21 protein-coding genes and 1 tRNA gene are annotated in these 24537 nt (G+C 63.9%); 11 read left to right on the top strand and 11 right to left on the bottom strand.

Annotated elements, in window-relative coordinates; all coding sequences use genetic code 11:
* Positions 1-56: 56 nt before the first annotated feature.
* Positions 57-1712 carry a DNA repair helicase XPB gene (locus tag E3T38_RS06210; RefSeq protein WP_134547147.1) on the top strand — a complete coding sequence of 552 codons (1656 nt, stop codon included), beginning with the start codon at positions 57-59 and terminating at the stop codon, positions 1710-1712.
* A gap of 114 nt (positions 1713-1826) precedes the next feature.
* Here E3T38_RS06210 and E3T38_RS06205 read toward each other — a convergent pair whose 3' ends face one another.
* Both E3T38_RS06205 and folP read right to left on the bottom strand, forming a co-directional pair.
* Positions 1827-2549, bottom strand: a complete 723-nt coding sequence (locus tag E3T38_RS06205) for a pyrimidine reductase family protein (protein WP_134547145.1) — start codon at positions 2547-2549, stop codon at positions 1827-1829.
* Positions 2549-3457: a dihydropteroate synthase gene (gene folP, locus E3T38_RS06200; RefSeq protein ID WP_134547143.1), complete on the bottom strand. Its 909-nt coding sequence runs from the start codon at positions 3455-3457 to the stop codon at positions 2549-2551. Before folP ends, E3T38_RS06205 begins: the two co-directional genes overlap by 1 nt.
* 143 nt (positions 3458-3600) lie before the next feature.
* Here folP and E3T38_RS06195 point away from each other — a divergent pair, with 143 nt between their 5' ends.
* The 6 genes from E3T38_RS06195 to E3T38_RS06170 all read left to right on the top strand — a co-directional run bounded on the left by E3T38_RS06195 (position 3601) and on the right by E3T38_RS06170 (position 11969).
* A complete protein-coding gene (locus E3T38_RS06195) occupies positions 3601-4293 on the top strand; it encodes a response regulator transcription factor (protein ID WP_092112483.1) in 693 nt (230 codons plus the stop codon).
* A 30-nt stretch (positions 4294-4323) separates the two neighbouring features.
* The gene (locus tag E3T38_RS06190) at positions 4324-6057 is read left to right on the top strand and encodes a HAMP domain-containing sensor histidine kinase (RefSeq protein ID WP_134547141.1); all 1734 of its coding nucleotides are present in this window, start codon (positions 4324-4326) and stop codon (positions 6055-6057) included.
* Between the two features lie 133 nt (positions 6058-6190).
* The gene (locus E3T38_RS06185) at positions 6191-6481 is read left to right on the top strand and encodes a WXG100 family type VII secretion target (protein ID WP_104199907.1); all 291 of its coding nucleotides are present in this window, start codon (positions 6191-6193) and stop codon (positions 6479-6481) included.
* Positions 6482-6711: 230 nt separating this feature from the next.
* On the top strand, positions 6712-8847 hold the full coding sequence (gene betT / locus E3T38_RS06180) for a choline BCCT transporter BetT (RefSeq protein WP_134547139.1): 2136 nt from the start codon (positions 6712-6714) through the stop codon (positions 8845-8847).
* Entirely contained in the window at positions 8844-10340 is a 1497-nt protein-coding gene (locus E3T38_RS06175) for an aldehyde dehydrogenase family protein (protein ID WP_134547137.1), read from the top strand. Before betT ends, E3T38_RS06175 begins: the two co-directional genes overlap by 4 nt.
* Positions 10341-10388: 48 nt before the next feature.
* The gene (locus E3T38_RS06170; protein WP_134547135.1) at positions 10389-11969 is read left to right on the top strand and encodes a GMC family oxidoreductase; all 1581 of its coding nucleotides are present in this window, start codon (positions 10389-10391) and stop codon (positions 11967-11969) included.
* Between the two features lie 79 nt (positions 11970-12048).
* On the opposite strand, the gene groL is transcribed toward E3T38_RS06170, so the two are convergent.
* The 5 genes from groL to E3T38_RS06145 form a co-directional block, all read right to left on the bottom strand.
* Positions 12049-13677 (bottom strand): chaperonin GroEL, encoded by a 1629-nt coding sequence (gene groL, locus E3T38_RS06165; RefSeq protein WP_134547133.1) that lies wholly within the window; start codon positions 13675-13677, stop codon positions 12049-12051.
* Between the two features lie 141 nt (positions 13678-13818).
* Entirely contained in the window at positions 13819-14871 is a 1053-nt protein-coding gene (locus E3T38_RS06160) for a DUF3048 domain-containing protein (protein ID WP_134547131.1), read from the bottom strand.
* 71 nt (positions 14872-14942) lie between these two features.
* A complete protein-coding gene (locus tag E3T38_RS06155; protein ID WP_035834941.1) occupies positions 14943-15146 on the bottom strand; it encodes a cold-shock protein in 204 nt (67 codons plus the stop codon).
* 282 nt (positions 15147-15428) lie between these two features.
* Positions 15429-15992, bottom strand: coding sequence for a LytR C-terminal domain-containing protein (locus E3T38_RS06150; RefSeq protein ID WP_134547129.1), 564 nt, complete (start codon positions 15990-15992; stop codon positions 15429-15431).
* Positions 15993-16048: 56 nt separating this feature from the next.
* Positions 16049-16366 carry a DUF3263 domain-containing protein gene (locus E3T38_RS06145; RefSeq protein ID WP_134547127.1) on the bottom strand — a complete coding sequence of 106 codons (318 nt, stop codon included), beginning with the start codon at positions 16364-16366 and terminating at the stop codon, positions 16049-16051.
* Between the two features lie 228 nt (positions 16367-16594).
* On the opposite strand from E3T38_RS06145, the gene msrB reads away from it, so the two are divergent.
* Together msrB and E3T38_RS06135 are read left to right on the top strand one after the other, a co-directional pair.
* The gene (gene msrB, locus E3T38_RS06140; protein ID WP_104199914.1) at positions 16595-16996 is read left to right on the top strand and encodes a peptide-methionine (R)-S-oxide reductase MsrB; all 402 of its coding nucleotides are present in this window, start codon (positions 16595-16597) and stop codon (positions 16994-16996) included.
* 4 nt (positions 16997-17000) lie between these two features.
* On the top strand, positions 17001-17582 hold the full coding sequence (locus E3T38_RS06135) for a nitroreductase (RefSeq protein WP_370448996.1): 582 nt from the start codon (positions 17001-17003) through the stop codon (positions 17580-17582).
* A gap of 51 nt (positions 17583-17633) precedes the next feature.
* Here E3T38_RS06135 and E3T38_RS06130 read toward each other — a convergent pair whose 3' ends face one another.
* The 4 genes from E3T38_RS06130 to E3T38_RS06115 form a co-directional block, all read right to left on the bottom strand.
* Positions 17634-18632, bottom strand: coding sequence for a DMT family transporter (locus E3T38_RS06130; protein ID WP_241984324.1), 999 nt, complete (start codon positions 18630-18632; stop codon positions 17634-17636).
* Positions 18633-18819: 187 nt separating this feature from the next.
* Complete coding sequence (locus E3T38_RS06125) at positions 18820-20415, bottom strand: ABC-F family ATP-binding cassette domain-containing protein (RefSeq protein ID WP_134547125.1); 1596 nt, start codon at positions 20413-20415, stop codon at positions 18820-18822.
* 220 nt (positions 20416-20635) lie between these two features.
* Positions 20636-20711, bottom strand: a tRNA-Thr gene (locus E3T38_RS06120).
* A 114-nt stretch (positions 20712-20825) separates the two neighbouring features.
* Positions 20826-21740, bottom strand: a complete 915-nt coding sequence (locus E3T38_RS06115) for a thioredoxin domain-containing protein (RefSeq protein ID WP_134547123.1) — start codon at positions 21738-21740, stop codon at positions 20826-20828.
* Positions 21741-21950: 210 nt separating this feature from the next.
* On the opposite strand from E3T38_RS06115, the gene E3T38_RS06110 reads away from it, so the two are divergent.
* Both E3T38_RS06110 and E3T38_RS06105 read left to right on the top strand, forming a co-directional pair.
* On the top strand, positions 21951-23048 hold the full coding sequence (locus tag E3T38_RS06110; RefSeq protein WP_134547121.1) for an ABC transporter ATP-binding protein: 1098 nt from the start codon (positions 21951-21953) through the stop codon (positions 23046-23048).
* Positions 23049-23116: 68 nt separating this feature from the next.
* Positions 23117-24427 carry a DUF4032 domain-containing protein gene (locus E3T38_RS06105; protein ID WP_134547119.1) on the top strand — a complete coding sequence of 437 codons (1311 nt, stop codon included), beginning with the start codon at positions 23117-23119 and terminating at the stop codon, positions 24425-24427.
* Positions 24428-24537: the final 110 nt, after the last annotated feature.

The following is a 24537-nucleotide window of genomic DNA, read 5'->3' as shown; positions in this document are numbered from 1 at the left end:
TGCGCGGCAGCGGCCGGTACCGTAAAAACTGCCGAACGGGCGTAGAATTAGGGGTTATGTCTGATGGCCCCCTGATTGTGCAAAGTGACCGCACGGTGTTGCTCGAAGTTGCCCATCCTCTTGCCGAGGATGCTCGTCACGACCTCGCCGTTTTCGCAGAGCTCGAACGCGCCCCCGAGCACATCCACACCTACCGCATCACGCGGCTGGGCCTGTGGAATGCCCGGGCGGCGGGGCACGATGCGTCCGACATGCTCGCGACGCTCGAGAAGTATTCGAAATTCGCAATACCTCAGACGGTCAGCGTGGATATCACCGAGACGGTCGGCCGCTACGGGCGACTCGTCATTGAACGTGACCCCGAGGGTTCCCTCGTGCTGCACAGCAGTGACCAAGCCGTTCTCACCGAGATCGCAGGGGCGAAGCGCATTGCGCCCCTGTTGATCGGGCATCCTTCTCCGGAAACGTATCTCGTCGAAGCCTGGGCTCGCGGGCAGCTCAAGCAGGAACTGGTGAAGCTCGGGTGGCCCGCCGAGGACCTTGCCGGGTACACACCAGGCACCCCGCACGATATTGCGCTGAAGGAAGACGGCTGGTCGCTACGTGACTATCAGAACAAGGCCGTAGCGAGCTTCTTTGACGGCGGCAGCGGCGTCGTCGTGTTGCCCTGTGGCGCTGGCAAGACCCTCGTCGGCGCCGGGGCCATGGCCACCGCGAAGACCAACACGCTCATTCTGGTGACCAACACCGTATCGGCCCGCCAGTGGCGCGACGAACTGCTCAAGCGCACGACGCTGACACCAGAGGAGATCGGCGAATACTCCGGACAGGTAAAAGAGGTCAAACCGGTGACCATCGCGACGTACCAAATTCTCACGGCGAAGCGCAAGGGCGAGTACGCCCACCTTGAGCTGCTCGACGCCATGGACTGGGGCCTGGTGATCTATGACGAGGTACACCTGTTGCCCGCTCCCGTGTTCAAGCTCACCGCCGAATTGCAAGCGCGACGCCGCCTCGGCCTCACCGCCACCCTGGTGCGCGAGGACGGCCGCGAGGGCGACGTGTTCAGCCTGATCGGCCCGAAGCGGTTCGACGCCCCATGGAAGGAGATCGAGGCCCAGGGCTTCATCTCCCCGGCCAACTGCTACGAGGTACGCATCGACCTGCCGCAGTCCGAGCGACTCAGCTATGCCGCCGCAGCGGACGATGAGCGCTACCGCATGGCCGCGACCGCGCCGGCCAAGCTCGGCGTGGTGCAGGCGCTGATCAAGAAGCACGAGGGCGAACGCATCCTCGTGATCGGCCAATACCTCGACCAGATCGATGAACTCGCCGAGGTCTTGCATGCCCCCCAGCTCACCGGTGCCACCCCGATCGACGAACGCGAACGGTTATATCAGGCGTTCCGCGTGGGCGAGGTGAAGGTACTCGTGGTGTCGAAGGTCGCGAACTTCTCGGTCGACCTGCCCGAGGCGACCGTGGCCATCCAGGTGTCTGGTTCGTTCGGCTCCCGCCAGGAAGAGGCCCAGCGCCTCGGCCGACTGCTGCGCCCGAAGGAATCCGGCCTGTCGGCGAACTTCTACACGCTCGTCGCCCGCGACACCGTCGACCAGGACTTCGCGCAGAACCGCCAGCGTTTTCTCGCCGAACAGGGCTACAGCTACACGATCCTCGACGCGCAGAGCCTCACCGCCCAGACCCTGGTCGCCTGACCCGTGTCACCTGACCCGTGTCACTATGGACGGGGCCCGGGCCCCGTCCCCCGGCACAGCTTATAAACTGGGCCCCGGAACAGAAGGTGGGCCCAGCGCGTGTTGCCCGCCCTCTCAGGATTGTCGGCGGGCATACCGCAGGAACAGCATGTCGCCGGCGCGCAACACGTGCAACAACTCCATAGCGCGGGTCGCCGCGCTTGTGCCGACCGCGATGCGCCCGGCAGAGCCCCCCTCGAGCACCGGGGCGAGGCTCAAGCAGAGCTCGTCGACCCGGTCCGCCGCCACGAGGTCTCCGAATAGGTGCGGACCGCCCTCGCAGAGAATCTGGGGCAGACCGCGCTCGGCGAGCTCCGCCACCATGCGTCGCGGGTCAACCCTGTCCTCGCCGCAGTCGACCACATCAGCGCGCGAGGCGAGCGCCGCCCGCCGGTCGGTCGGCGCTGCGGCATGGGTCAGCACAATTGGTCGGGTCGCCGCATTCGTGAACACCGGATGCTCGGGGTCAAGATCCAGCCGACCCGACACGATTGCGACGCGGGGCTGGGCGGCCAGGCCGGCCTGCACGCGCCAGGTCGCGTCATCCGCTGGCAGCAGAATGCCGCCGTAGCCCTCGGCGCGCACCGTTCCGGCACCGACCAGAATGACATCGGTGAGCAGCCGCAGGGTGTCGAAGACGATCTTGTCGTCGGAGTTGTTCAGGCCGCCGCTGAGCCCCTCATGCGTTGCAGCACCATCGAGGCTGGCGATGAAGTTGACGCGTACCCGCGGCACCGATCGGGTGGCCACTCGGTAGTGCTCGATCAGTTCGGCCTGAGGTGGCAGTTCGGCCCGCATCAGGCGAGGTTGTGGCGCTCGTAGGCGGGCTCACGAAACCCGAGGATGGCCTCGGTCATGCGCACGGCGTCGACGGCGGCCCGCACGTTGTGCATGCGCACGATGCGCGCACCCTGCAGAATGCACACCGTCATGGCGGCCAGAGAACCCTCCACGCGTTCGCCGCGTGGCCGGTCCAGGCTCTCCCCCACGAAATCCTTGTTAGACACGGCGACCAGAGTCGGCAGGCCGAGTGCCGTGATCTCGCCGAGCCGCCGGGTCAGCTCGAGCGAGTGTCGGGTGGTCTTGTTGAGGTCGTGGCCCGGGTCAATGATGATTCGCTCTCGCAAAACGCCGCGTCCCATAGCCCGGTCGACCCGGGCTAGCAGAAACTCGCTGACATCGGCGACGACGTCGTCATAGTGCGGCGCCGGGTGGGGCCTACGCGGCGCAGCCAGGCTATGGGTTATCACGAGTGTGGCGTCGCTGTCCGCGACGATCTCGGCCATCGCCGGATCGTGTACGCCGGTAGTGTCGTTGATCACGTGCGCGCCGGCGGCGATGCTCGCGGCGGCCACTGCGGGGTGAAAGGTATCGACCGAGATAACCACGCCCGAGCCGCGCAGCGCCTCGACCACCGGCACTACACGGTCGATCTCCTGCTCGATGGGCACTGCCGGCCCGGGCGCGAATTTAGCACCGCCGATGTCGATCCAGTCGGCCCCATCGGCAATTGCCCGATGCGCCGCCACAACGGATGCGTCGAGCGCGAACGTTGCGCCTTGGTCATAGAACGAGTCCGGCGTGCGATTGACGATGGCCATCACAGCCACCTCTCGATCAAAGTTGAAGGTGCGGCCGCCGATCACCCGGCGCGGGGCATCTATTCGAGGCAACGTCAGTGCTGTTTCGGGGGTCGTGCGGTTCATAGCGGTCCTCACCTGTGAAGCGAATCGATCGTCCATGACCATCATGTCGGTAATCCGCGTCCCGCAACGGATATCTGCCACCCATCTCCACACACACCGTTCACTATCAGCAAAGCTCCAGCTAACGCGCAGATACTGGGGACATGACTGATGGCCCCCGCATACTTATCGTCGATGACGAACCCAATATCCGCGATCTCCTCACCACCAGCCTCCGCTTCGCCGGTTTCGCCGTGCGCGCTGTTGGCAATGGCGCACAGGCCATCTCCGCCGTACTCGAGGAAGAACCGGACCTCATCATTCTCGACGTCATGCTGCCGGACATGAACGGCTTCGGGGTAACGAAACGCCTGCGTTCGGCCGGTTATACCGCCCCGATCCTTTTCCTGACCGCCAAGGACGACACCGAAGACAAGATAACCGGCCTCACCGTCGGCGGTGACGACTACGTGACCAAGCCATTCAGCCTCGACGAGATCGTCGCCCGCATCAAGGCGATCCTGCGTCGCACCATGCACGCTGACGAAGACGCCGTGATCCGTGCTGGCGAGCTCACCATGGATCAGGACACCCACGAGGTTCTCGTCGGCACGGAAGCCATCGAACTGAGTCCTACCGAGTTCAAGCTGCTGCGCTACCTCATGCTCAATCCCAACCGCGTGCTGTCCAAGGCGCAGATTCTGGACCATGTCTGGGAGTACGACTTCAACGGTGACGCCGGAATTGTGGAGAGCTACATTTCCTACTTGCGCCGCAAGGTCGATGTGCACTCGAGCGAACCACTCATTCAGACCAAGCGTGGCTTCGGCTACATGCTCAAGGCTGCCAAGGCTTAGTCCCAGAGAACTTTCGTAGGCTGAAGTCCCATGCACGAAACCCTGTCGAGACGGTGGAGCAGCATCTCCCTCCGTTCCAAAATCACCGGCGTCACGGTGCTGATGCTCACGCTCGGCCTGCTTGTTTCAGGCATCGGCACCATGGCAATGCTGAAGCAGTACGTGGTGACGCAGGTTGATACACAGCTTCAGGTCGACACGCAAACCGCGCTCAGCGGCTATTCGTCGAGCGTGTTCTCGCAGGGAGACACCGAGGGCGTCGCATCGGACTACTTCGTGGCACTCTACGACCAGGACGGCACCCTGATCACGCGTACCTGGCAAGAACGCGACCACGCCGAACTGCCGGTCGTGGGCATGCCGCTCGACCTGAAACGGGTCTCTCAGCTCGACGGGCAGATCCAAACCCTGTGGGACGCTGCCCATGACACCGAGTTTCACGCGATCATGGTTCCCGTCGTGATCAGCCCCACCGGCACCTATGGCACCCTCGTCATGGCGGTGTCGCTGCGGCCGACCGAGAACACCATGGCTACCTACCTCACGATCTTTCTCGGCTTCGGCGCTGGCGTTGTCTTGATCGGGGCCATGCTCACCCGGGTGCTCGTCACGACCACCTTCGTGCCGCTGCGTGAGGCAGAGCAGACCGCAGCGGCCATCGCCGACGGTGACTTCAGTCAGCGCCTCGGTGGTGCCACCCCGAACACCGAGGTCGGTCGCCTCAACCGTTCGCTCAACATAATGCTCAGCCGCATCGACCGTGCTTTCAAGGACCGCGCCCGCACCATCGACCAGATGCGCCGTTTCGTCGGCGATGCGAGCCACGAATTGCGCACACCCCTCGTCTCCGTTCGTGGCTACGCCGAGCTATACCGCATGGGCGCGCTGCAGACGCCCGAAGATGTTGCCCAGGCCATGGAACGCATCGAAAAAGAGGCCATTCGCATGGGCGGCCTGGTCGAGGATCTGCTCGAACTAGCCCGTCTCGATGAAACCAAGCCGCTCGCTTTAACCCCGGTGGATCTCGTTCCACTGGCCCGCGATGCCGCGCTCGACACCATGGCCAGTTCCCCCGGCCGCCAGGTCACCGTTCTCACTCCCCCGCCGCCGGTTGGGCCGCGCGGCGACGACCTCGACGTGACTCTTGACGGGGACTCGGGTGAAATTCTTCCAGTCGGGCATGACTCGTCGGAGAGCGTCACCACAGGCACCATCACCCGGCCGTCGGGAACCGGCACGCCAACCGGAGCGATCGCCTTTGCCGGAGCCACCCTGGCCCGACTGCGCACCCGCAAGCCCCGTCGGGGAAGCCCCGTTATGCCCGACGCCGACCTGACCGCGCTGCCTGTGGATACGCAACTACCGCCGATCGTCATGGCTGAAGAGAATAAGATTCGCCAGGTCATCACCAACCTCATGGGCAACGCGATGCGCTTCACCACCACTGACAGCCCGATCGAACTCGAAGTCAAGGTGGATTCGCACAACCAGCGGGCATCGATCGCCGTGATCGACCACGGTGAAGGTATTCCGCCGCAGATTCGAGAGAAAATCTTTCAGCGTTTCTGGCGCGCCGACTCTTCTCGCGCCCGTGAAACCGGCGGCAGCGGGCTCGGGCTGGCTATCGTCGCCGCAATCGTCGCGAGCCACAACGGCACGGTCGACGTCGTCGAAACCCCGGGCGGAGGCGCGACTTTCCGCGTTTCACTCCCGCTCGCCGGCACACCGAGCGCCCCGCAGCACGCGCAGCCCGTCATTCCGTAGGGATTTCGCCGCATCCTCCACAGGTCATCAGCGGCGGCATGCGCGCACAGATCCGTTTCGAAGAGCGGATGCCGCTCGCCTACCTTCTACGCTCACAGTCACCAACCACTGTTATGTAGGAGAAGGGCACACCATGACAAGCTTCCAGGTCGACAGCGATGCGGTACAGAGCACGGCGAGTACCGCCCGTGGCACCATTGCGCGCGTGCAGGCAGATGTCGGCGACCTCAACGCCCAGCTGACCAGCCTGGAAGGGTTCTGGACCGGCCAGGCTTCCGCGGCCTTCCAGGGGGCATTCGCCGAATGGCGCGGCATGCACCAGCAGCTGGAAGAGAGCCTGACTCTGCTCAACCAGGCCCTGAGCGTCGCCGGGCAGCAGTACGCCGAGACCGAGCAGGCGAACACCCGTCTGTTCGCGCGCTAGGCGGGTAGGCGGGTGCTTTCGGCGGTAGGCGGCGTTCATCCGCGTGCGCTGTCACACGCGATATAACACCATCTCACCCCGCCGAGCCTCGAGTATTCTCGGAAATACGGGGATTCTCGGTGCTACACTGACAGACGCTCACAAGCGCCGCCACCGCGGCCACTCGGACAGCCGACACGCACACATGCGGCTGGCACCATCGAGACATCACACCAAGCACCAAGGATGAGATGACTCTCCCTGCCCCCATTCATGCCGCCGTACCATCGACCGGCCCCCCCGACCTACCCCCGGAAAACAAAACCCGGGTCAATAAGACGGTTTTCTTCGGATCAGCGTCCGGCATCATCGCCATCGCACTGTGGGCGATCCTCGCCCCCACCAACGCGAGCGACGTTATCGCCGCCGTCGTCGGCTGGGTGTCGGTCAACCTCGGCTGGTACTACTTCCTGATCGTCACCGTCGTTCTGGTCTTCGTCATCGTCGTCGCCCTCTCCCGGGTCGGTAAAACCCGGCTCGGTCCCGACCACTCACGCCCGCAGTTCAGCCTGTTCACCTGGACGGCCATGCTGTTCGCCGCAGGAATCGGCATCGACCTGATGTTCTTCTCGGTCTCCGAGCCGGTCACGCAGTACCTCGCCCCGCCCACCGGCGACGGCAGTTCCGTCGAGGCCGCACGTCAGGCCATGGTCTGGACGCTGTTCCACTACGGCATCACCGGCTGGGCGCTCTACGCCCTGATGGGCCTGGCCCTCGGCTACTTCGCCTATCGGCAGAACCTGCCGCTGAGCATCCGTTCGGCGCTGTACCCGATTTTCGGCAAAAAGATTCACGGCCCGATCGGTGACGTGGTCGACATCGCCGCAATTCTCGGAACCATCTTCGGCATCGCGACGAGCCTCGGCATCGGCGTCGCCCAGCTCAACTACGGCCTGACCTTCATGTTCGGAACGCCGGAGACCATTCTGGTGCAGGGCTCACTCATTGCCCTGAGCGTGGTTATGGCGACGATTTCCGTCGTCTCCGGGGTCGAGAAGGGCATCCGACGCCTGTCGGAACTCAACGTCCTGCTCAGCGTTGGTCTCATGCTATTCATTCTTATCGCCGGCAACACGAGCTTTCTGCTCGACGCCATCATTCTGAACATCGGCGACACCCTCAGCCGGTTCCCGGCGATGACCCTCAACACCTTCGCTTACAACCGCCCCGACGAGTGGCTCAACTGGTGGACCCTGTTCTTCTGGGCGTGGTGGATCGCCTGGGCACCGTTTGTAGGCCTGTTCCTGGCCCGCATCAGCCGCGGCCGCACCATCCGCGAGTTCGTCGCCGGCACCATGATCGTTCCGTTCGCGTTCATCCTGCTCTGGATCGCCGTTTTCGGCAACAGCGCCCTCGCAATCGTCATCGGCGGAGACGCCGGCTTTGGCGAGGTGGCGATGAATTCACCGGAGCGCGCCTTCTACTCGCTGCTGGCCGAATTCCCGTACGCCCCCGCAACGGCCGCGATCGCCACGTTCACGGGTTTGCTGTTCTACGTCACGAGCGCCGACTCCGGTGCCCTTGTGATGGCGAACTTCACCTCGCACCTCAAAGATTCCGAATCCGACGGTCCCAAGTGGCTGCGCATCTTCTGGGCGGTGACCACCGGCGTGCTGACAATGGCAATGCTGCTGGTCGGCGGCATCCCAACCCTGCAGAATGCCACCATCATCATGGGGCTGCCGTTCTCGGCGGTGCTGCTGCTCGTCATGCTGGGGCTGTATCGGGCGCTGCGGCTCGAGCAATCTCTCACCGACAGTTACCGCGCGAGCCTGCCCGGACTGCTGTCCGGCCGCAGTACCGACCCGGCCCGCGCGCGTAACTGGCGCCAGCGGCTGAGCCGCGCGATGAGCTACCCCGGCCCGCGCCAAGCCGAACGCTTCCTGTCGGGCGTGGCACTGCCCGCCCTGCAGGAAGTGCGCGACGAACTCGTGACGCAGGGCGCCGAGGTGACCCTGTCGCAGGGCGTCGTCGACGGCCTGCAGCTACCGCACCTCGACCTGAACGTGTCCATGGGCGACGAGCGCGGGTTCAAATACCAGATCTACCCAGTGCAGCTCGAGACCCCGACCTACGCCGTACGGGCGGCCAGCGCGAGCGGAAAGTACTACCGCATGGAGGTCTTCTCCCTCGAGGGCAGCCACGGCTACGACCTCATGGGTTACAGCAAGGAGCAGGTCATCACCGACGTGCTCGACCATTACGAAACGCACCTCGACTTTCTGCACCTCAACCGGGCAGAGCCGGGAAACACCGCCCTCGCCGAGGACCAGGTGGCTAAAGACAATTGGGAAGCCGATTTCGAATCGGACGAGGTCAAACAATGAACACTCTGAACGATTCTGCTGTGCCGGCCACCCTATTCATCAACGGCGCCTGGGTGCCCGCGAGCGACGCCGGCACCCGCGAGATTCGCTGCCCGGCCGACCAGAGCGTGGTCGGTACGGTCAGTGAGGCGACCACAGCGGATGTCCACGCCGCCATTCGCTCCGCCCGCACCGCTTTCGACAGCCACGTCTGGAGCGGGGTTCCGGCGCCGGAACGCGGCGACTTTCTGCTGCGTGTCGCCGCCGAACTGCGCGTACGTCGGGCAGAGTTCGCCCGCGCCGAAACCCTCGACACCGGCAAACGCCTGGTCGAGAGCGAGATCGACATGGACGACATCGCGAACTGCTTCGCCTACTTCGGCAAGCTCGCCGGGCAGGACAGCGGACGCATCGTCGATGCCGGCGACGAGAACGTCGTCAGCCGCATCGTGCACGAACCCGTCGGCGTCTGCGGCCTGATCGCACCGTGGAACTATCCGCTGCTGCAGGCCGCGTGGAAGATCGCGCCGGCCCTTGCCGCCGGCAACAGCTTCGTGCTCAAGCCGAGCGAGCTGACCCCGCACACCAGCATGCTCATGATGATCTTGCTCGACGACCTCGGCCTACCGTCCGGCGTGGCCAACCTCGTGCTCGGCGCGGGCGCCGTGGCCGGGGCGCCGCTCTCCAGCCACCCCGATGTCGACCTCATTTCATTCACCGGCGGACTCGAAACCGGCAGAAAGATCGCCGCGGCCGCCGCTGGAACGGTCAAGAAGGTCGCCCTCGAACTCGGCGGTAAAAATCCCAACGTGATCTTTGCCGACGCCGACTTCGACGCGGCGCTGGACAATGCGCTCAACGGCGCGTTTGTGCACTCGGGGCAGGTCTGCTCGGCGGGCGCGCGCATCGTGGTGGAAGCATCCGTCGCGGAGAAGTTCGTCGACGAGCTGGTGCGCCGCGCGAACCAGATTCGTCTCGGCGGACCGTTTGATCCAGAGTCCGAAACGGGGCCGCTGATTAGCGCAGCCCACCGCGACAAGGTCACCGCCTACGTGGCGAAGGGCATCGCCGAGGGCGCACGCCTGCGCGCCGGCGGAACCTGGGGCGAGGGCGACCTCGCACACGGCTACTACTACACGCCGACCATTCTCGACCAGGTATCGAGTGGCATGTCCGTCGTGATTGACGAAGCGTTCGGCCCGGTGGTGACGATTGAAACCTTCGAGACCGAAGCCGAAGCCGTGCGCATCGCCAACGACACCGTGTACGGCCTGGCCGGCGCAGTCTGGACCCAGGACGCCGGCAAGGCCCAGCGCGTGGCCAAGGCACTGCGCCACGGGACCGTCTGGATCAACGACTTCCACCCCTACCTGCCACAAGCGGAATGGGGCGGCTACGGCCAGTCGGGCGTGGGCCGCGAACTCGGTCCGATGGGCCTCGGCGAGTACCAGGAGACCAAGCACATCTACCAGAACACGGCACCAGCCGTGACGGGCTGGTTTCAGCGGCGCTAGCGGGCATCCGCTCACCGGTATGACAGGATCACCCAGGTTAGGAATCAATTGACCACTGCAACACCAGCTACTCCCACCGAATTCGACTACATCGTCATCGGGGGCGGATCGGCGGGGGCCGCCGTTGCCGCACGGCTCTCGGAGGACCCGACCGTTGAGGTCGCCCTCGTGGAGGCCGGTCCGGACGACCGCGGGATCGACGCCATTCTCCAGCTCGACCGCTGGATGGAATTGCTCGAGAGCGGCTACGACTGGGACTACCCCATCGAACCGCAGGAACACGGCAACTCTTTCATGCGGCACGCTCGCGCGAAAATCATGGGCGGCTGCTCGAGCCACAACTCCTGCATCGCCTTCTGGGCTCCCGCGGAAGACCTCGACGACTGGGCCGGCAAGCACGGCGCGACCGGTTGGGAGGCCGCCAACACCTTCCCGCTGTTCACCAAGCTGGAGACCAATGAAGACCAAGCTCCGCACCACGGCCAGGATGGCCCCGTGCACCTGATGAATGTGCCGGCCAACGATCCGTGCGGGGTCGCCCTGCTGGATGCCTGCGAGCAGGCCGGTATTCCGCGCACCGTGTTCAATGCGGGCACGACCGTGATCAACGGTGCGAACTTCTTCCAGATAAACCGTCAGGCTGACGGCACGCGGGCATCGTCCTCGGTCTCCTACATCCACCCGATCGTGGAGCGCCCCAATTTCACGCTGCTCACCGATCGGCGTGCTCGCAAGCTCATCTTCGACGAGAACAAACGCTGCACCGGCGTTGATGTCGTCGACGCCGCCTTTGGCAAGACGCACCGCCTGACTGCACGCGCCGAGGTCATCCTCTCGGCCGGCGCCATAGATTCACCGAAGCTGCTCATGCTCTCCGGTGTCGGTCCGGCGGAGCAGCTCGCCTCGTTCGGCATCGAGGTAATCGCGGACTCCCCCGGCGTCGGCGAGAACCTGCAGGACCACCCCGAAGGCGTCATTCAGTGGGAGGCCAAACAGCCAATGACTGACACCTCCACCCAGTGGTGGGAAGCCGGCATCTTCACCACGACCGAGGACGGCCTCGACCGTCCCGACCTCATGTTCCACTACGGATCCGTACCGTTCGACATGCACACCGCGCGCCAGGGGTACCCGACCACGGAAAACGGATTCTGCCTGACTCCGAACGTGACCCACGCCCGGTCACGCGGCACGGTGACGCTGCGCAGCAGCGACTACCGCGACAAGCCCAAGGTGGACCCACGCTACTTCACCGACCCGCACGACATGCGCGTGATGATCGCCGGTATCCGCAAGGCCCGCGTGATCGTCGGGCAGCCGGCCATGGCCGACTGGGCGGGTGAAGAGCTGTACCCCGGCATCGACGTACAAACAGATGCCGAGATCACCTCCTACATCGAGAAGACCCACAACACCGTTTACCACCCGGCCGGAACCGTGCGCATGGGCGCGATCGACGACATGTACTCGCCACTCGACCCGGAACTGCGCGTGAAGGGTGTCACCGGTCTTCGCGTCGCCGATGCCTCGGTGATGCCGGAGCTCGTCACCGTCAACCCGAACATCACCACAATGATGATCGGTGAGCGCTGCGCTGAGCTGGTGAAGGCGGCCCGCGCCATCCGCTAGCACGCAGACCGATAGATACATAAAAGTGGGCGCCTCCCGAAGGAGACGCCCACTTTTATGGTGTTGCTAGCGGCGGGACTTAGAAGTCCATGCCACCCGAGGGGTCGCCGGCCGGAGCCGAGTTCTTCTCGGGCTTGTCGGCGACGACGGCCTCGGTGGTGAGGAACAGTCCGGCGATCGACGACGCGTTCAGCAGCGCGGAACGGGTGACCTTCACCGGGTCATTGATTCCGGCAGCGATCATGTCGACGTACTCGCCGGTGGCGGCGTTGAGGCCCCATCCGACGGGCAGGTTGCGCACCTTGTCGGCGACAACGCCGGGCTCCATGCCCGCGTTGAGCGCGATCTGCTTGAGCGGGGCGTCGATGGCGACGCGCACGATGTTCGCGCCCGTTGCCTCGTCGCCGACGAGGTCAAGGACTGCCTTGCTCTCGAATGCGGTCTTGCCGGCCTGGATGAGTGCGACGCCACCACCGGCGACGATGCCCTCTTCAACGGCAGCCTTGGCGTTGCGCACTGCATCTTCGATGCGGTGCTTGCGCTCCTTGAGCTCAACCTCCGTAGCGGCTCCGGCCTTGATGACAGCAACGCCGCCAGCAAGCTTGGCGAGACGCTCCTGGAGCTTCTCACGGTCGTAGTCGCTGTCGGTGTTCTCGATCTCGGCACGAATCTGCGAGACGCGACCGGCGATGGCTTCGACGTCACCGGCACCCTCGACGATCGTGGTCTCGTCCTTGGTGATAACGACCTTGCGGGCGTTACCAAGCAGGTCGAGCGTGACGTTCTCGAGCTTGAGGCCGACCTCTTCCGAGATGACCTGTCCACCGGTGAGGATGGCGATGTCCTGCAGCTGAGCCTTACGACGGTCTCCGAAGCCCGGAGCCTTGACGGCGACGGACTTGAAGATGCCACGGATCTTGTTCACAACGAGCGTGGCGAGGGCTTCGCCGTCGACGTCTTCCGCAATGATGAGGAGCTGCTTGCCGGTCTGGATGACCTTGTCCACGATGGGGAGCAGGTCCTTGATGTTGGAGACCTTGGAGTTGACGATCAGGATGTAGGGGTCTTCGAAGACCGCTTCCTGACGATCAGGGTCGGTGACGAAGTACGCCGACAGGAAGCCCTTGTCGAAGCGCATGCCCTCGGTGAGCTCGAGCTCGGTGCCGAAGGTGTTCGACTCCTCGACGGTGACAACACCTTCCTTGCCGACCTTGTCGATGGCCTCGGCGATGATCGCGCCGATTTCGGTGTCTCCGGCGGAGATCGACGCGGTCGCGGCGATCTCTTCCTTGGTCTCGATCTCCTTGGCGCTGGCGACGAGCTCGGCGATGACAGCAGCCGTGGCCTTTTCGATACCGCGCTTCAGGCTGATCGGGTCAGCGCCGGCTGCGACGTTGCGCAGGCCTTCGCGAACCAGGGCCTGGGCCAGGACGGTTGCGGTGGTCGTACCGTCGCCGGCAACGTCATCCGTCTTCTTGGCGACCTCTTTGACGAGTTCCGCACCGATCTTCTCGTACGGGTCGTCGAGTTCGATCTCCTTGGCGATGGACACACCGTCGTTGGTGATCGTGGGGGCGCCCCACTTCTTCTCCAGAACGACGTTGCGGCCGCGCGGGCCGAGGGTGACCTTGACGGTGTCGGCCAGAATGTTCAGGCCGCGCTCAAGCCCACGACGGGCCTCTTCATTGAATGCAATGATTTTTGCCATATGTGTAACTCGTCCCTCCCGGACGTTCCAAACGATGATGGGGTTGGCACTCAGGTGACGAGAGTGCTAAATCGATTCTGGCACTCTGGGGTCGAGAGTGCAAGCGAGCATCTGGGGTTACGCCGGGCCAGCTACAGACCGTCAGGGAACGAGATCGGTCGAGCCGGTGCCGTTGGGCACCAATTGAAACCAGGTATTGCCCGGAGCTAGCCGAATTGTTACTCCATGAGCGTCGACGAGGCGGATCGGTGCGGTCTGAGAGCTCTTGCTCCAGGTGGCCGCAAGCGTCTTTCCACCGGTCGAAATCGACGCTTCGCCTGAAGCGATGAGCTCGGTCTTGGGGATGCTCTGGTCGACGGTGACGTCCACCCGCAGCACCACAACATTGGTGGCCGCCAGCTGCACACCGTCGCCGGTGAGGTCGGGCGCGCCGTCCTGCGCGCGCAGGTAAGCGGTGGCTTCAGCATTCCAGGTCCAGCTGCGGGCACTCGAGTTGGAGAACCGGGTGTTGATCACTGAAATCGGAGCGCCATCCACGACAGCGGACGCTCCGGCGAGCGTGGCTGCATAGGCGTACTGCTGGGCAGGCGGGGCAACTGTAACGTTGCGGTTAGCGAATTCCGAGGCGGCGAGGATTACGTTGTGCGGGGCCGCAGTAGCTTTCGATCGGGAGAACAAACCGGTCGTGTCGTAGTCGAAGATGGCGCTGATCTGACCGGTCGCGGTCATGGCCTCGACGAATCGCTCCTGGCCGCCCGAATACGAAACGAGTCCGCCGAACGGGGCGATAATATCGGGGTCCATCGGGCGGATCGACCGTACCGGCCCGACCTGGTCAGGAATGCTCGACTGCCACACGGCGACGTACCGGGTGATGCCACCTTCGACCAGTTCTTCGAACACGAGGTCGGTGCGGTCGATCGCGACCTGCGGGCGGGCGGCCACGTGGTTGTCGATCTTGGCCGCGAGGGAGGGGTGCGCCGACGACCCGACTGCCACAGCAATGCCGGTGAGCGGTGCGATCTCCGTGGCGGCGGGAGCAACATAGCCCGAAGCCCAAGCGGGGGTTGGAGTCCGGGTCGGCGTCGCAGTACTGCCGGAGCATCCGCTCAGCAGCAGTGCCGGCACGATCAGAGTGAGCAGGACCGCGGATTTCAACGGTCGTGTCGTGCGGGCTGTCTTTTTCTCGGTCACCGGTAAACACTAATGCCGCCCGTTGCAGCGGGCGGCATTAGGTGGGGGACAGACCCCGATTACGGGGTGGGTCAGGCCGGTCGAACCGATTCAGCCTGGGGGCCTTTCGCTCCGGCACCGACCTCGAAGACTACCTGCTGGCCTTCTTCAAGAACCTTGTACCCGCTCATGTCGATGGCGGAGTAGTGGACGAAAACGTCTTGCCCTCCCCCATCGACAGTGATGAAGCCGAAACCCTTTTCAGCGTTGAACCATTTCACGGTTCCGTTCGCCATGTGTTACTCCTTGCTCAATTTCGACGGCACCGCCCATTGGCTGTTCCGGGCCCTGTCGCAAAAACTGCGTTCATTCTGTGCGAGCAGCAAATCCCCGAGAGCAAGTCTTCTGTTTCAAGTTACCTACTGGTGCAAGTTACCTTGGGCGAGCGTTCTTGATCCGGGCGGGTATTGCCCGAACAAAATGTTTGACCAAGTCCAGATAGTACTGAAGCCACGGCGAAAGAACAGGGGCTTGACGAACCGGGCAATGCCCACTAAGCCCGAAGTTTTGACTGCCTGTCAGCCTGCTGGCAGCACGTAATCGTTGCCGACGACGACGGTGAGGGCCGCTCCCGAATCGACGAAGCTGGTCGAGGCAACGATCTTCGATCCCGGCAGTGAAGCCGCGACGCCGCGTGCGGCGCCTTCTTGGCTGGCATCGGCGTAATAAACGACGGTAATCGGTTCGGTGTCGGTGCTCGCGTTACCGGTGGCGCTGACCACCCAGCCAGCGGCGGTAAGCGTGTCGCTGACGGATGCTGCGACGCCGTTGGTCGCGGAGCCGTTCAACACATTCACGGTCAGCGCCGGGTCGACGGTCGCTTCGGCCGTCGGAATAGCGGTCTCGGTGGGGACCGGAGTCGAGCCGGGCGACGACAGGCCGGGGAAACTGGAAAAGTCGAGGCGGTTGTTGATCGCGAAGATTCCGACCACTCCGACCGCGATCAAGAGCACGGTGGCGCCGAGCGCCCACCAGAACCCGATCCAGCCGCGGCCCCTTCTACGGGGAGCGCGGTGGGCACCGACTCGGTCGAGGGCATGCATCTGGGTGTCGAAACGGTCTTTCGCAAATTTTCGCGCCATAGTGATTGGATCCTTGATTGGCCGGTCGCCCCATGCCGGCGAAATGCGGTCAGGTACTAGTCGTGAGCGGGCAGCGAACGACTGGCGCGCGCCTCGGATCGGGCGGAACGCATCCGCTGCAGTCGGTTCACGAGCATCGGGTCGAAGGCCAGTGCCAACGGTGAGTCGACCAGCGCCGCCAATAGCTGATAGTAGCGCGCGGCCGAGAGACCGAAGGTGGCGCGGATAGCCTCTTCTTTGGCGCCGACATGCCGCCACCATTGACGTTCAAAGGTGAGCACGGCTGCATCGCGTTCGCTGAGTTGGGTCAAATCCGGTGCGCTTCTGGCGGGCGGAGCGGGAGGTTGTGCGTGGGTCGGTGTTCTCTCACTCATTGATGTTTCTTTCCCCCAAAACAGTTTTGACGGAACATCCGACGCACTCATCCTATTTGCGAGCGACTGGATGTTGTCTCCGGCACGCCCGGAACGCCGGAGTTGCGGGGTCTATCGCCGTGCAAACACTGCGAAACGGCCGGGCCTGGAATGCGGGTACTGCCATGCGAGTTTAGGCTGAGTAGACGTTGTCCGTTTGTGGACGGCCGGATCGAAGGGACATCCACCATGGACTACGCAATCAAGAAGTCAAACAGCGAGTGGCGCTCCGAACTGGGCGACGAAAAATTCGCTGTGCTGCGCGAGGCTGGTACCGAGCGCCCCGGCACCGGCGAGCTGCTCGACGAGAGTCGGGCCGGCACCTACACCTGCGGCGCCTGTGACGCCGAGCTGTTCAAGAGCGGCACCAAGTTCGATTCCGACTGCGGCTGGCCAAGTTTTTACGAGTCGGTACGACCCGAAGCGGTCGAACTGCTCGAAGACCGTTCGCTCGGCACCGTGCGCACGGAGGTCCGCTGCGCAAACTGCGGCTCACATCTAGGTCACGTATTTCCCGACGGATTTGGCACCCCGACCGGCGATCGCTATTGCATGAACTCGATCTCGCTCACCTTCACGCCCGCCGAGTAGAGCGGTGAGCCTGCCTCCCTCAACAACGAATGTTGTTCCGTCTGCGGTGTTCCAAGCCGTCAATTGCCGGCGCAGCTACTCCAAAGTGACGGCGTCCGCGCCTACCCGGGCTGAGTTGTTGCCCTTGGTAGGCGCAGCGGCGCGGGTAGCCGATCACGGTGCGCTGCGGCCGTGGCGCCTGCTCGAACTACGCGGAGAAGCGTTGGAGCGGCTGGGAGCGGCATTTGTGGCGGCATCCGCTTGTCAGGGCAGTGAGGCCGTCAAACTAGCCGGCAAGCCGTTGCGGGCGCCACTGCTGATTGCCGTCGTCGCCGTGCGGCGGGCCAGTGACAAGGTGTCCGACTGGGAGCAGGATGCGTCGGCGGCGGGCGTCGCGCACCTGCTCACGCTACTGCTCGACGACGCCGGCTGGGGTGCGATGTGGCGCACCGGACCGTTCGTGCGCACGGCAGCGGTGCGTGCGGTGCACGGCCTCGCCGACAACGAGGAACTGCTCGGATGGCTGTATGTCGGCGGGATTCCGGCGGACTGCAAGCCTGGTGTGCGGCTGTCGATAGACCCCGTCGAGTTTCTCGAAGTTCTGTAATCGAAGCTGGTTCTAGGCGCTGATTCTCGGCGCGAGTTCTAGACGCTAGTTCTAGACGCGAACATGGCCGGGGCGATGCCAGCGCACCGCGGCAATGACCACGGCCACGAGCGCCAGTGCGGTCCCGACGATGGTCGTCACTCCGAGCGGATGGCCCGCCGTTGGCGCGAGCAGATCCAACGCGAGGGCGCAGACCAACTGGCCGGCCACGATGCACAGGCCGAGCATGAGCACCCCGGTGGTGCGCACGACGACCGCGGCCCCGGCGATGAAGACGCAGCCGATGAGTCCGCCGGTGTAAAGCCACGGATTCGCCGGCAAGTCGAACGCGAAACCGACCAGCAGGCCGTGCACGAGGGCGGCGAGTACGAGGGCGATGGTACCGGTGAGAAAGTTCAGAAAGGTCGCCGTGAGCGCGCTTTGGGCAGTGACTCGCACCTGACCGTTGACGGCCTGCTGCCAGCCCTGGCCGATACCGGCGATCAGCGGCAGCGCTAGCAGCCAGAGGGCGCCGCTGCCGCGCAGCTCGCCACTCACCGTGAAGGCGACGGCGACCAGGGCGAGCACGGCACCAACGATTTTGGACGCGTGCAGAGGACGTCGCCCGCCTGGGCCGATGCCGAAGCGGTCCATGAGCACGCCGCTCACGGTTTGGCCGGCCACTACAGCGACCGTGAACAGGGCGATGCCGAGCGGTGCGGCAACGAGCCCCTGCGACAGCACGAACAAGGCGCCGGCCAGTCCGCCGAACAAGTGCCACCAAGACAGGTGGTTCGCTGCAACGCCGCGCGCGACGAGTTGCAGGCCACGGCGTCCGCTGCGGAACACGATGAGTCCGAGGCTGAGAACAATGAGGCCGGAACCGAAAGAGATGACGGCGGCGGTGAATCCGTCGCCGATTCGCTGCCCGAGTTCGCCATTCACCCGTGATTGCACGGCATACAACGCGCCGATCAGCACGGAGAAGACGAGGGCTAGCCAGACCGGCACAACGGATGCCGCGAGCGCGGCCGACGCATCCGTTCGTTTTCGTGCGCGGGCTTGGGTCACTTGGTAATTCTACGAGAGAGTACGTTGCCGCGCCGCCCGGCCTACCGGGACCTTCCGACCAACCCTGGGCCGCTAGGCTGCTAGGCCGCGGGGCCGCGGGGCCCACCTTGTGACCCCGGGCCCAGTTTATAGACTGGGCCCGGGGTCCGGGCCCGGGCCCCGTCCGTGAGAGACAGGGCGGCGAGAGTCAAGCGGCGCGCACTTGGATCTGGCCGGGGGCGGCTCCGTCGCTGCCGAAGACCAGACGGCGGTTGGCGATCTTGTCGGTGAAGAAGCGGTCGTGGCTGACCACCACGACGGCGCCGGGAAAGTGCACGAGGGCGCGTTCCATCACCTGGGTGCTCGACATGTCGAGATGGTTGGTCGGTTCGTCGAGCAACAGCACCGAAGCTCCGGAAAGCAAACACTGGGCCATCGCCACGCGGGCACGCTGACCACCTGAGAGAGCACCGATCTTCTGCTTGAGATCGGCCTCGCTGAACTGGAACATGGTCAAAAAACGGTTGACCGACTTTTTCGTCGCGGTGAGGGCAAGGCTGCCGGGCATGGCGTTGACGGCATGGCTGACGGTATCGGTCTCGTCGAGTTCGACCAGAATTTGATTGTACGAGACGACGCCGGCGCCGCTGGCCCAGGCGACCGAGCCGTGGTCGGCCGTCTCCTCACCGGTGAGCACCCGCAACAGGGTGGTTTTGCCGCTGCCATTGCTGCCGAGGACGACGATGCGGTTGCCGCGGCGCACCTCGAAGCTGAGGTCCTCGAACAAGAGTTTGTCGCCGTAGCTCTTGGCGAGGCCGTCGACCCGACACAACACGTCCTTGACGTGCAAATTGCCGTAGATCTCAGTGATGATCTGGTCTACCGGGCGCGGCGTGCGCGACTTCTTGATGTGGGCCAGCTGGTTGCCGAGCTGGCGGCTCTCCGCTTTGGCTGCTTCCCGACGGTCGGCGATTCCCTCGGCCTCGAAGGCCAGCAGCTCGGATTCGTGCACGAACTGAGCCTGAAGAGTCTTGAGCCGAAACTGCTTCTGCACGATGTACTCACCGAAGTTGCCGGGATACTCGTGCAGGTGAAAGTTTTCCACCTCGACAATGCGGGTGACGACGGCGTCAAGAAACTTGCGATCGTGGGAGACAACGATGGCGGCACCCTTGAAGCTCGTGAACCAGGCTTCGAGCCACTCAACGCCGGCCACATCGAGATAGTTGGTGGGTTCGTCGAGCAGCAGCACGTCAGGGGCTTCGAGCACGATCTTGGCCAGGGCCGCGCGGTTGCGCCAGCCGCCGGACAACTCGTCAATCGTGCAGACGCGGTGCGCCTCGTTGAACCCGAGGGTGGTCAGCGCGGTGTCAATGTGGCGTTTGTAGTCCCAACCGTCCAGGCGGTCCATCTCCTCGAATAGCTCGCCCTGCCGGGTGATCAGCCGGTCGAGTTCTGCGCTGGCCGAAGGGTCGAGGGTGATTGCCGCGTCAATCGCCGCGAGTTCAGCCTCAATCGCTTTCACGTCCACGAACAACGCGTCGAGCGCTTCGGTGATGGTTTGGGCGCCGTTGAGTTCTGAGAACTGGGAAAAGTAGCCGACCCGGATGCCGTCTTCGAGCGTGACCTCGCCGGTGTCGGGCGAGACCTGGTCGAGGATGAGCTTGAGAATGGTGGATTTGCCGGAGCCGTTCTTGCCGATCAGGCCGACCCGGTCACCGGGTTCAAGGCGAAAGAACGCTTCGCGCAGAATCTGCGTGTTCTCGAAGCGAATACTGACGTCGTTCAGCCGGATCAGGCTCATGCGTGTTTCCTCTCAGGGCGCGCGGGCATCCGCACCTAAAAACCCCGCCATCAGTGTACGTGGCGACCCTGTTTCGCCCGGCGGCTGGGGCCATAGGGTAAGCCCGCGACGCATCGCCGTCGCCACCACGGCCTCACTTGCTGCGCCAGGCGCATCGCGGGCGAGCGTCCATCCGACTGAAAACCCACTCACGCTTCTGGCGTGGGAGTCGTGGGAGTCGTGGGGCCGGCCACGGGACTTGAACCCGTAACCCCCACTTTACAAGAGTGGTGCGCTACCAATTGCGCCAGGCCGGCATGAGGCACAGTGCCTCAGTCCACCATCCTAAATGATTTCAGCGCTGCCACGGGCAACAGCCAAGCGGATGCGCGTGGCGCGAGTTGACGCATCCGCTTCGGCGATGTGGCGTACTACCCGCCGGGGGTGGGATCTGGCGTCGGCGTTGAGGTGGAATACGTCTCGCCGAGGGCCACCTGTACGAAGGATGCGAACTCTTTCGGGTCTTCGAGAGATCCGGTATATGGCTTGCCGTTGACCAGAATGGTCGGCGTTCCGATGATGGATTCCATCGAGGAATTGGGGATAGGACCGTCGAGCGCACGGTTGGTTGCCGCTGTGACCCACGACTCGTAGGTGCCGTCCTCGATGCAGGCATTGATGTCGGAGAGGGCTGTGCTCACACCGGATTTCCGGAGGACGGTTTTGATCTCGTCGTCGCTGCGGCCGGGCGATGTTTCTTTCGGCTGGTCGACGAACAGTGCCGAGCTGAAGGCGAAGAAATCATCCGGTGAATAATTGGCGACGCACGCTGTCGCGTTCGCTGCGCGCAGGGAGTACTTGGTGCCGGCGGATTTGCTCGTGAGAATAGCTACCGGGTGGATTTCCACTGTTGCCGCGCCGGAGTCGACCCATTGGGCGATTTGTTTGTTGTTGGCGTCTTCGAAGTCGCCGCAGAGCGGGCAGAGGTAGTCGACGTAGACCCGGATGTTGGCTACGGCGCCGGTGGTATCCGGTTTGGATGGCCTCGGGTTCGCGTCGGGCTGCAATGCGGGTGTCAGAGTAGTGACCATTCCCTCGCCGATGAGAGCGCCGTCGCTGGCCATGTTCTTCGGGCCCGGACCGGCCGGTTTGATCGAATTCATGATGATGACGGAAACCAATACGACGATCGCGACGGCTGCAATCGCGATGCCGCCTTGCAAAAATACCTTGTTCCGGCGGTCCTTCTTTTTTTGACTGACTCGAAGCTGCTTGGCTTTTACCCGGGCGGCGTCACGCCGCCGGTTTTTTGCGGGACTGCCGTCGCCTGAACCGCCAATAGTCATAAAAAATCGCTTTCCAGAAGAGGGGGCGCGCGTGAAGGCGCCTCTGAAATAGTAGGTCCCGTGACTGGGAATCGACCAAACGGATCGCGGACCCGCGCCGGGGCATCCGTCGTGTAATATCGGGGGAAACGCGTGCTATAGCACACGGAGCATGAATTCTATTCACAACGGATCGTCCGGCACGTTCCTGCCGGTGAAGGAGAAATAATTATGGCTTCAGTGACCTTTGACAAGGCAACCCGGCTGTACCCGGGGTCCACCAGGCCGGCTGTTGACCAGCTTGACCTCCAGGTCGCCGATGGCGAATTCCTGGTCCTGGTCGGCCCGTCCGGCTGTGGCAAATCCACGTCACTGCGCATGCTCGCCGGTCTCGAAGAGGTCAACGACGGCAGTATTTTCATTGGCGAGCGTAATGTAACGGATGTTCCGCCGAAAGACCGCGATATCGCCATGGTCTTCCAGAACTACGCGCTGTACCCGCACATGACCGTCGCCGAGAACATGGGTTTCGCGCTCAAAATCGCCGGCATCAACAAAGATGAGCGCGCCGTCCGCGTGCTCGAAGCGGCCAAACTGCTCGATCTGGAACCATACCTCAGCCGCAAGCCGAAGGCACTCTCCGGCGGCCAGCGTCAACGCGTTGCCATGGGCCGCGCGATCGTTCGTCAGCCGCAGGTGTTCCTGATGGATGAGCCGCTCTCCAACCTCGACGCCAAACTGCGCGTGCAGACGCGCACCCAGATCGCTTCGTTGCAGCGTCGGCTCGGCGTCACCACCGTCTACGTAACCCACGACCAGACTGAGGCTCTCACCATGGGCGACCGGATTGCGGTCCTGAAGGACGGCGTCCTGCAGCAGGTCGGTTCGCCTCGCGACCTGTACGCGAAGCCGCAGAACGTGTTCGTGGCCGGTTTTATCGGCAGCCCCGCGATGAATCTGTTCCTCGCGGACACCGTCGATGGCGGCATCAAGTTCGGCACGGCCACCGTTCCCGTGCAGCGCGAGACGCTCGCCAACTCGACCGGCAAGAAGGTCACCGTCGGCATTCGCCCGGAAGACATCCAGATGTCGTCCGCCGCCGGCGAAGGCCTGCAGATCGAGGTCGACCTGGTTGAGGAACTCGGCGCTGACGGCTATCTCTACGGTCACTCCACGATCGAGGGCAAGCGCACCGACATCGTCGCGCGCGTCGACGGCCGTTCGCACCCGAACGCCGGAGAGACGGTGTACCTCACGGCCACGCCGAACCACCTGCACGTGTTCGACGCGGAAAGCGGCCTGCGCCTCGGCGGCGCCGTCACCGACTAGTCAGTATCGTAAAACGGCTGGAGGGAGTGCGCTCCCTCCAGCCGTTTGTTGTTTGTTAGGGTCAAATAATGAGCGGTTCACTCAACATCACGTCGGCTACGGTCGATCCTGCCCTGCTCGACCTGCCGTGGCAGCTGCCCCTCGATGCATGGCCGAATGAGAACATCGCCTCACTGCCCAAGGGCATCTCGCGCCACCTCGTGCGGTTCGCTCACTTGAGCGGTCGGGTGGTGGCCATCAAAGAGACCACGAGCGAGATGGCCAAGCGCGAATACGACATGTTGCGAACCCTGGCCAACCTCGAGATTCCCTGCGTCGAGCCGGTAGCCGTCATCACCGACAGAACGGATGCCGCGCTCGACCCGCTTAATTCGGTTCTGGTTACCCGTCATCTCAAGTTCTCACTCCCGTACCGCGCGCTGTACTCGCACGAACTGCGCCCGGATACCGCCACCCGGCTGGTCGATGCCCTCGCGGTGCTACTGGTGCGCCTGCACATGATCGGTTTTTTCTGGGGCGACGTCTCGCTTTCGAATACCCTGTTTCGTCGCGACGCCGGCGCCTTCGCCGCCTACCTCGTCGATGCTGAAACGGGACAGCTGTACTCGGGCGGTCTCTCGAACGGTCAGCGCGAGAACGACCTCGAAATTGCCCGGGTGAACATCGCCGGCGAGCTGATGGATCTGGAAGCCGGCGGTCGCGTCGCAGACGAGTTGGACCCGGTGCGCATCAGCAACGGCATCGTCGCGGCCTATCGGCTGCTCTGGCAGGAACTCACCGGCTCCGAGTCCTTCTCTAACTCCGAACGCTGGCGAATTGCGCAGCGAGTGGAACGTCTCAACAACCTCGGCTTCGACATCGAGGAACTGGCCATCAAGACCGACAGCACGGGTTCAAGCGTGCGCATCCAGCCGAAAGTCGTCGACGCTGGCCACCATCAGCGCCGGCTACTGCGCTTGACCGGCCTCGACGCGGAAGAGAACCAGGCCCGCCGTCTGCTGAACGACCTCGACTCTTATCGGGCTGCCTACGGCGACCCTGGAGCCGACGAAGAAATGGTCGCGCACGAGTGGCTGGTGCGGGTGTTCGAACCGGTTGTGCGCGCCATCCCCGAGGAGTTGCGAGGCAAGCTCGAACGCGCAGAGGTGTTTCACCAGTTGCTCGATCACCGCTGGTTCATGGCGCAAAACCAGTCGCGGGATATTCCGCTCGCCGAGGCCGTGACTTCGTACGTGCAGGACGTACTGCGCCACCGCCGCGACGAGGCGACCGTGATCGACCCACTCACCGGAACCATCACCCTGCCGATTCGCATGCAGCTGGGCGACGACGCGTCCGCTGACCCCGACGATGCCGATGACTGGATGCTCAAGGTCTAGCCTTCTGTGGCTTCCCGAGCCCGTTCGGTGCTTCCCTCTCGGACGGGGCCCAGGCCCCGTCCACAGGCCCCGTTAATAAACTGGGCCCCGGGTCACAAGGTGGGCCCAGG

Source organism: Cryobacterium sp. Hb1 (genome assembly GCF_004403585.1).
GTDB classification, from domain to species: Bacteria; Actinomycetota; Actinomycetes; order Actinomycetales; family Microbacteriaceae; genus Cryobacterium; species Cryobacterium lyxosi.
The sequence above is the reverse complement of the archived record's forward strand: the minus strand, read 5'-3'. Positions and strand labels throughout refer to the sequence as shown.

Excerpts from the sequence above, each read along its gene's own strand:
- E3T38_RS06210 (WP_134547147.1), top strand. The coding sequence starts at position 57 with ATGTCTGATGGCCCCCTGATTGTGCAAAGTGACCGCACGGTGTTGCTC.
- E3T38_RS06205 (WP_134547145.1), bottom strand. The coding sequence starts at position 2,549 with ATGCGGGCCGAACTGCCACCTCAGGCCGAACTGATCGAGCACTACCGA.
- folP (WP_134547143.1), bottom strand. The coding sequence starts at position 3,457 with ATGAACCGCACGACCCCCGAAACAGCACTGACGTTGCCTCGAATAGAT.
- E3T38_RS06195 (WP_092112483.1), top strand. The coding sequence starts at position 3,601 with ATGACTGATGGCCCCCGCATACTTATCGTCGATGACGAACCCAATATC.
- E3T38_RS06190 (WP_134547141.1), top strand. The coding sequence starts at position 4,324 with ATGCACGAAACCCTGTCGAGACGGTGGAGCAGCATCTCCCTCCGTTCC.
- E3T38_RS06185 (WP_104199907.1), top strand. The coding sequence starts at position 6,191 with ATGACAAGCTTCCAGGTCGACAGCGATGCGGTACAGAGCACGGCGAGT.
- betT (WP_134547139.1), top strand. The coding sequence starts at position 6,712 with ATGACTCTCCCTGCCCCCATTCATGCCGCCGTACCATCGACCGGCCCC.
- E3T38_RS06175 (WP_134547137.1), top strand. The coding sequence starts at position 8,844 with ATGAACACTCTGAACGATTCTGCTGTGCCGGCCACCCTATTCATCAAC.
- groL (WP_134547133.1), bottom strand. The coding sequence starts at position 13,677 with ATGGCAAAAATCATTGCATTCAATGAAGAGGCCCGTCGTGGGCTTGAG.
- E3T38_RS06155 (WP_035834941.1), bottom strand. The coding sequence starts at position 15,146 with ATGGCGAACGGAACCGTGAAATGGTTCAACGCTGAAAAGGGTTTCGGC.
- E3T38_RS06150 (WP_134547129.1), bottom strand. The coding sequence starts at position 15,992 with ATGGCGCGAAAATTTGCGAAAGACCGTTTCGACACCCAGATGCATGCC.
- E3T38_RS06145 (WP_134547127.1), bottom strand. The coding sequence starts at position 16,366 with ATGAGTGAGAGAACACCGACCCACGCACAACCTCCCGCTCCGCCCGCC.
- msrB (WP_104199914.1), top strand. The coding sequence starts at position 16,595 with ATGGACTACGCAATCAAGAAGTCAAACAGCGAGTGGCGCTCCGAACTG.
- E3T38_RS06125 (WP_134547125.1), bottom strand. The coding sequence starts at position 20,415 with ATGAGCCTGATCCGGCTGAACGACGTCAGTATTCGCTTCGAGAACACG.
- E3T38_RS06115 (WP_134547123.1), bottom strand. The coding sequence starts at position 21,740 with ATGACTATTGGCGGTTCAGGCGACGGCAGTCCCGCAAAAAACCGGCGG.
- E3T38_RS06110 (WP_134547121.1), top strand. The coding sequence starts at position 21,951 with ATGGCTTCAGTGACCTTTGACAAGGCAACCCGGCTGTACCCGGGGTCC.
- E3T38_RS06105 (WP_134547119.1), top strand. The coding sequence starts at position 23,117 with ATGAGCGGTTCACTCAACATCACGTCGGCTACGGTCGATCCTGCCCTG.